Source organism: Massilia sp. P2_C2 (assembly GCF_056404615.1).
In genome coordinates this window covers 1-5,794 of record NZ_JBFUDR010000347.1, presented here as the reverse complement: position 1 = coordinate 5,794, position 5,794 = coordinate 1, and the positions used below count along the sequence as shown (strand labels likewise).

5 protein-coding genes are annotated in these 5,794 nt (G+C 65.2%); 2 read left to right on the top strand and 3 right to left on the bottom strand.

Annotation, left to right across the window (positions count from 1 at the left end; genetic code table 11):
* Positions 1-150: 150 nt before the first annotated feature.
* The 3 genes from gatB to gatC form a co-directional block, all read right to left on the bottom strand.
* Positions 151-1,644 carry an Asp-tRNA(Asn)/Glu-tRNA(Gln) amidotransferase subunit GatB gene (gatB, locus tag AC1DYX_RS26675; RefSeq protein WP_477264499.1) on the bottom strand — a complete coding sequence of 498 codons (1,494 nt, stop codon included), beginning with the start codon at positions 1,642-1,644 and terminating at the stop codon, positions 151-153.
* Positions 1,645-1,717: 73 nt separating this feature from the next.
* Positions 1,718-3,205 (bottom strand): Asp-tRNA(Asn)/Glu-tRNA(Gln) amidotransferase subunit GatA, encoded by a 1,488-nt coding sequence (gene gatA, locus AC1DYX_RS26670; RefSeq protein ID WP_477264500.1) that lies wholly within the window; start codon positions 3,203-3,205, stop codon positions 1,718-1,720.
* Between the two features lie 25 nt (positions 3,206-3,230).
* The gene (gatC, locus tag AC1DYX_RS26665; protein ID WP_477264498.1) at positions 3,231-3,530 is read right to left on the bottom strand and encodes an Asp-tRNA(Asn)/Glu-tRNA(Gln) amidotransferase subunit GatC; all 300 of its coding nucleotides are present in this window, start codon (positions 3,528-3,530) and stop codon (positions 3,231-3,233) included.
* Between the two features lie 307 nt (positions 3,531-3,837).
* On the opposite strand from gatC, the gene AC1DYX_RS26660 reads away from it, so the two are divergent.
* Positions 3,838-4,881, top strand: coding sequence for a rod shape-determining protein (locus AC1DYX_RS26660; RefSeq protein ID WP_036235315.1), 1,044 nt, complete (start codon positions 3,838-3,840; stop codon positions 4,879-4,881).
* A gap of 172 nt (positions 4,882-5,053) precedes the next feature.
* On the top strand, positions 5,054-5,794 hold a 741-nt coding region (mreC, locus tag AC1DYX_RS26655; RefSeq protein ID WP_477264496.1), incomplete at its 3' end, for a rod shape-determining protein MreC.

Here is a 5,794-nt window from a genome sequence, read left to right as displayed (position 1 = left end):
GTGCTTGCGCGCACGACGGATGACGCGGCGTTGCGCGCTTCGCTGCGGGCGGCGGCGCGGGAGCAGGCGCTGGCGTTGCTGGAGGGCGCAGGATAAAAAAACGTCGTTCCGGCGCAGGGCGGGAACGACGTCTCGATGGCGTGGCGGATCTCAGGCCGCGAGCTTCTTCTTCAGCAGCTCGGTGACCTGGGCCGGATTCGCCTTCCCCTTCGACGCCTTCATGCACTGGCCGATCAGGGCATTGATGGCGGCTTCCTTGCCGGCCTTGTACTGCTCGACCGATTTCGCATTGTTGGCGAGGACTTCGTCGACGATCGCTTCCAGCGCGCCCGTGTCCGAGATCTGCTTCAGGCCTTCGCGTTCGATGATCGCGTCGGCCAGGTGCTCGTCTTCCGATTGCGCTTCCCACATCAGGCTGAAGACCTTCTTGCCGGCGTTGTTCGAGATCGTGCCGTCGGCGATGCGTTTCAGCAGCAGGGCCAGTTGCGAGGCCTCGACCGGGGAGTGCTCGATGTCGGTGTCGGCGCGGTTCAGCGCGGACGACACGTCGCCCATCAGCCAGTTCGCGGCGGCCTTGGCGTTTTCCTTGCCGGCCTTGGCGACGACGGCTTCGTAATACGTGGCCATTGCCTGCGACGACGTCAGGATCAGCGCGTCGTACTCGGGCAGGCCGTAGTCGCGGATGAAGCGGTCGCGCATCGCGGCCGGCAGTTCCGGCATGTCGGCCTTGACGCGGTCGATCCACTCCTGCGCGATGACGAGCGGCGGCAGGTCGGGGTCGGGGAAGTAGCGGTAATCCTGCGCGTCTTCCTTGCTGCGCATCTGGCGCGTTTCCTTGCGGTCCGGGTCCCACAGGCGCGTGGCCTGCACGACCTGGCCGCCGTCCTCGATCAGCTCGATCTGGCGGCGCACTTCATAGTGAACCGCTTCTTCGATGAAGCGGAACGAATTCAGGTTCTTGATCTCGCAGCGGGTGCCGAATTCCTTCTGGCCGACGGGGCGCACGGAGACGTTGACGTCGCAGCGGAACGAGCCTTCCTGCATGTTGCCGTCGCAGACGCCCAGCCACATCACGAGGCCGTGCAATGCCTTGGCGTAGGCGACGGCTTCCGCGGCGCTGCGGATCTCCGGCTCGGAGACGATTTCCAGCAGCGGCGTGCCGGCGCGGTTCAGGTCGATGCCGCTCATCCCGTGGTAGTCCTCGTGCAGCGACTTGCCGGCGTCTTCCTCGAGGTRGGCGCGGGTCAGGTTGACGGTCTTCGTCTCCAGCTTGCCGTCCTTCTCGTACGCGAACGTGAGGCTGCCGCCCTGCACGACCGGGTCTTCGAACTGGCTGATCTGGTAGCCCTTCGGCAGGTCGGGGTAGAAGTAGTTCTTGCGCGCGAACACGGACTGCGGCGCGATCTTCGCGCCGACCGCGAGGCCGAAGCGGATGGCGCGCTCGACGGCGCCCCTGTTCATCACGGGCAGCACGCCCGGCAGCGCCAGGTCGACGGGGCTCGCCTGCGTGTTCGGCTCGGCGCCGAACCTGATCGAGCTGCCGCTGAAGATTTTGGAGTTGGTCGTGAGCTGGACGTGGTTCTCAAGACCGATGACGACTTCCCATTGCATAGTGTTCTCTCTTGTATGTCTCTGTGCCGGCATTTGGTGGGCTCGGGGAGCCCACCCTACGATATGTCGGTGCCGTAGGGTGGGCACCCCGTGCCCACCATGCGTATCAGATACCTTCCGGGGCGCGGTTATGCCAATCGGTCGCCTGCTGGTACTGGTGCGCGATGTTCAGCAGCTTCGCCTCGGCGAAATAATTGCCGATGATTTGCAGGCCCACCGGACGCTGGCCATTCCGCATTGCTCCCTCCTTGCCCTGACCGAAGCCGCAAGGGATCGACATGCCGGGCAGGCCGGCGAGGCTCGTCGACAAGGTGAAGATGTCGGCCAGGTAGTTCGCCACCGGGTCGTTCGCCTTCGAGCCCAGGTCCCACGCGACGCTCGGGGCCACCGGGCCCATGATCACGTCGCACTTGTCGCGGAACGCGGCCTGGAAGTCGTCGGCGATCAGGCGGCGGATCTTCTGCGCCTGCACGTAATAGGCGTCGTAGTAGCCGTGGCACAGCACGTACGTGCCGACCATGATGCGGCGCTGGACTTCCTTGCCGAAGGCCTGCGCGCGGGTTTTCCTGTACATGTCCTGCAGGTCCGCGTACTCGGGCGCGCGGTAGCCGTAGCGCACGCCGTCGAAGCGCGACAGGTTCGACGAGGCTTCCGCCGGCGCGATGATGTAGTACACGGGGATCGACAGCGACGTCTTCGGCAGCGAGATCTCGACCAGCGTCGCGCCCAGCTTCACGAATTCGCCCAGCGCGGCGCGCACGGCCTGCTCGACATCGCTTGCCAGGCCCTCACCGAAGTATTCCTTCGGCACGCCGATGCGCAGGCCGCTCAAGGGTGCGTTCAGGTCGCGCGTAAAGTCTTCGCGGGCGTTGCCCTGCTCGGCCGTGAGGCTCGTCGCGTCGCGCTCGTCGAAGCCGACCATCTCGTTCAGCAGCAGTGCGCAGTCCTCGGCCGTGCGGGCCATCGGGCCGCCCTGGTCGAGCGACGAGGCAAACGCGATCATGCCGAAGCGCGACACGCGGCCATACGTGGGCTTGATGCCGGTGATGCCGCAGAACGCGGCCGGCTGGCGGATCGAGCCGCCGGTGTCGGTACCGGTCGCGRCCGGCGCCAGGCGCGCGGCGATCGCGGCGGCCGAGCCACCGGACGAGCCGCCCGGCACGGCCAGCGCGTCCCACGGGTTTTTCACGGCACCGAAGGCCGAGTTCTCGTTCGACGAGCCCATCGCGAATTCGTCGCAGTTGAGCTTGCCCAGCGTCACCATGCCGGCGTCGCCGAATTTCGTCACGACGGTCGCGTCGAACGGGCTCACGTAATTGCCCAGCATCTTCGAGGCGGCGGTCGAGCGCCAGCCCTGCGTGACGAAGATATCCTTGTGGGCGATGGGGATGCCGGTCAGCGGGCCGGCATTGCCGCGCGCGATGCGCTCGTCGGCGGCCTTCGCCTGGGCCAGCGACAGGTCCGGATTCACGTCCAGGAAGGCATTATGCTGGCTGGCGGCGATGCGGTCGAGGTAGTGCTGCGTCAGCTCCGTCGCGGAGACTTGTTTCGAGTGCAGGAGCGCGGACAGCTCCTTGATGGTTTTTTGATGCATCATAATGGTCGGCGTTCGCTGCGGGTTATTCGATGACTTTCGGCACGAGGTACAGGCCGTCCTGGGTTGCCGGGGCGGGGGCCTGGTAGTCGTCGCGATGGTTTTCCTCGGTCACCACGTCCTCGCGCAGGCGCAGTGGCAGGGCGAGCACGGCTGCCAGCGGTTGCGACAGCGGTTCGACGCCGGTGGTGTCGACGGCCTGCATCTGCTCGGCCAGGGCGAAGATCCCGTTCAGCTCGGTCAAGGCGGTTTCGGCGTGGGCCTCATCCATGTCGAGCTGGGCCAGGTTGGCGATCCGTTTTACGTCTGAAAGTGTCAGGGACATGGCAAATGGCGCGGTTCGTTGCCGCGTTCAAAAGATGAGTGTGTAGACAATGAAATTTGGTTAACGGCGCGCTAAAGCTGATAAAAGCTTTCTAATACCGTCGATCTCGCAGGCCGATATGGGCATGAAACTGCCCGTTTTTCAGCGTTTAATCTGTAAATTATAAGGTAGAATGGCGGGCTAATGCGTTCTCCGGGCGAAAGCCGCCCTTTATCCACGCATGAAAAGCCCGCGATGCGGATTCGGCTTTGCGGCGAAGATTCCCCGATTAATGTTAGGCGCACCCCTTGCGCACATCAGGACACACATGTTTGGTTTTTTACGCAGCTATTTCTCTAACGACCTGGCCATCGACCTGGGTACCGCCAACACACTGATCTATGTGCGCGGTCTGGGCATCGTGCTGGACGAGCCTTCGGTCGTCGCGATCCGCCAGGAAGGCGGTCCGAACGGTAAGAAGACAATCCAGGCGGTCGGCAAGGAAGCCAAGCAAATGCTCGGCAAGGTCCCCGGCAACATCGAAGCGATCCGTCCGATGAAGGATGGCGTGATCGCCGACTTCACCGTCACCGAGCAGATGCTCAAGCAGTTCATCCGCATGGTGCACGACTCGAAGTTCTTCCGTCCGTCGCCGCGCATCATCATCTGCGTGCCCTGCGGTTCCACGCAGGTCGAGCGGCGCGCGATCCGCGAATCGGCGCTGGGCGCCGGCGCATCGCAGGTCTACCTGATCGAAGAGCCGATGGCGGCCGCGATCGGCGCCGGCCTGCCGGTGGCGGAGGCGACCGGTTCGATGGTCGTCGACATCGGCGGCGGCACGACCGAGGTCGGCATCATCTCGCTGGGCGGCATGGTCTACAAAGGCTCCGTGCGCGTGGGCGGCGACAAGTTCGACGAAGCCATCGTCAACTACATCCGCCGCAACTACGGCATGCTGATCGGCGAGCAGACCGCGGAAGCGATCAAGAAGGCAATAGGTTCTGCCTTCCCGGGCTCCGAAGTCAAGGAGATGGAAGTCAAGGGCCGCAACCTGTCCGAAGGCATCCCGCGTTCCTTCACCATCTCGTCCAACGAGATCCTGGAAGCGCTGACCGACCCGCTGAACAACATCGTCTCGGCCGTCAAGAACGCCCTCGAGCAGACTCCGCCGGAACTCGGCGCGGACATCGCCGAGAAGGGCATGATGCTGACGGGCGGCGGCGCGCTGCTGCGCGACCTGGACCGTCTGCTGATGGAAGAGACGGGCCTGCCGGTGCTGGTGGCCGAGGATCCGCTGACCTGCGTCGTGCGCGGCTCCGGCATGGCGCTCGAGCGCATGGACAAGCTGGGCTCGATTTTCTCGTACGAGTAACCCGGCCGTGGCGGTGCGAACAGGGCGTGTGGTGGTCCCGGCGATCCCGGGATTCCCCGCGCTGTTTGCGTTCAGCGCTGGCGACGCCTGGCGCCCCTACACCGGGTGCCCGCCCCCCGGCGCCAAGCGTCCACATTGACGCGGGCCAGGTACGCCCGCATTATTGGAAGTCATGGAATACAGTCCTCCGCCGCTGTTCAAGCAAGGCGCCCCCGCAAGGGTCAAGGTGACCGCGTTCGCTCTGCTCTCGATCGCGCTGCTCGTGGTCGACGCGCGCCTGCACGCGCTCAGCGCCGTGCGCCAGGTGGCGGCAACGGTCCTGTACCCGTTTCAGATGGCCGCCCTGGCTCCGCGCGACGCGCTGGCCAACATGGGCACGTATTTTTCCTCGATCTCCGCCCTGCAGAAGGAAGTCCGCGACCTGAAGAGCCAGCAGGTCGCGATGGCCCAGGCCATGCAGCAGGCGCAGCTCCAGATGGCCGAGAACGCGCAGTTGCGCCGCCTGATGGACGCGCGCGAGCACCTGCCCGTGCACTCCATGATGAGCGAGATCCTGTATGACGCGCGCGACCCGTCCACGCGTCGGGTCGTGCTCGACCGTGGCACCCGCAACGGCGTCAAGCTCGGCCTGCCCGTGATCGACAACGCCGGCGTCGTCGGCCAGGTCACGCGCGTGTTCCCGTTCACGTCCGAAGTCACGCTCCTCACCGACAAGGAACAGGCGATCCCCGTGCAGGTATTGCGCAACGGCTTGCGCAGCGTGGCCTATGGCCGCGGCCAGTCCGGCCTCCTGGACCTGCGCTTCGTCGCGCCGAACGCCGACATCCAGGTCGGCGACGTGCTCGTGACGTCCGGCCTGGACGGCATCTACCCGGCCGGCCTCGCGGTGGCCAAGGTGATCCAGGTCGAGAAC

Excerpts from the sequence above, each read along its gene's own strand:
- gatC (WP_477264498.1), bottom strand. The coding sequence starts at position 3,530 with ATGTCCCTGACACTTTCAGACGTAAAACGGATCGCCAACCTGGCCCAG.
- AC1DYX_RS26660 (WP_036235315.1), top strand. The coding sequence starts at position 3,838 with ATGTTTGGTTTTTTACGCAGCTATTTCTCTAACGACCTGGCCATCGAC.